This is a genomic window from Mucilaginibacter sp. P4_G9, from assembly GCF_056400985.1.
In genome coordinates this window covers 1-1,024 of the sequence record NZ_JBFUKF010000819.1, presented here as the reverse complement: position 1 = coordinate 1,024, position 1,024 = coordinate 1, and the positions used below count along the sequence as shown (strand labels likewise).

General features: G+C 34.0%; 1 protein-coding gene and 1 pseudogene. Both read left to right on the top strand.

Translation table 11 applies throughout. The features are described from left to right. Positions 1-316: 316 nt before the first annotated feature. Entirely contained in the window at positions 317-604 is a 288-nt protein-coding gene (locus tag AC1DPZ_RS27875) for a hypothetical protein (protein WP_477409652.1), read from the top strand. A 130-nt stretch (positions 605-734) separates the two neighbouring features. Then, a pseudogene (locus AC1DPZ_RS27870) lies at positions 735-1,024 on the top strand (hypothetical protein); the annotation flags it as partial.

The following is a 1,024-nucleotide window of genomic DNA, read 5'->3' as shown; positions in this document are numbered from 1 at the left end:
GGGTATGATTATTTGGCGCTGTATGTTTTACTGTATCATAATTCCATTTATTTACCGGGCGTTAAAAATRGCGGCAGTACTTAAAAGTTAAACCCTGCCAATTTGACTTATTGTTGTATTAAAATCCAAACACAGGTTGCTATTTGTAGAGCGGAGTTGAACCTGGATTTATGAAGTTTTGTAACAGGTTTAAGAAAAAAAAATAAACACTCACATTGTAATTGAATTTACATGCTTTTGGATTGAAATTTGCTAAGGTGTTGAGTAGCAAATAAGTAGGGAGGTATGTTTGTAAGCTGTTAAATTGAAAATTACCATGAAAAACAATAAAAAAAGATTAAGCGATGCTTTAACAAGCAGGGTTATTGATCTGCACGACCAGGGGTATACTGACGATTTTTTATCTATGAAGGATGAACGATTTTTATGTATCCAAAACAGTGAGGACTTTTCATTAGCTGATCTGAATATAAAAGTGATTGACGAGGGATTTGATCAGTTATCAAAAACGTATAAATACATCCATACCATCGAAACTACAAACGGATCGAAAGGCTTACTGGTTACCGATTTTATTTTTGCTGATCCTGAAGCTATAAATTAATCAGGATGTTTTATACTCAACTCCGTTCGCTAAATTATATTTAATTATCCGGTAGGATAGGTAATAACCTCTATGGCAATCTTTGTATCTAAGATTAAAACTATAGATTTGATAATAAAGATATATAAATATGTGGTGGCAATACCTGCTTGTTTTTACGGGCGCCTTTTTATTTGATGTTGTTCCTTTCCCGTTTCCACCTGCTTTTACCATTATGATTTTTTTAMAGGTTGTATATGACCTAAATGTTTGGTGGGTTATTACAATTGGAGTTGTGGGGTCTATTTTTGGAAGATATACCCTTACTTTGTATATCCCGATGCTGGCCGGAAGAATTTTCAAGAAATCGAAGAATGAAGATGTCCAGTTCCTTGGCGAAAAACTGAAAGAAAAAGGATGGAAAAGCCAGGTAGTCATACT

What these genes read in the sequence shown, in the direction of transcription:
- AC1DPZ_RS27875 (WP_477409652.1), top strand. Translation starts at nt 317, where the DNA reads ATGAAAAACAATAAAAAAAGATTAAGCGATGCTTTAACAAGCAGGGTT.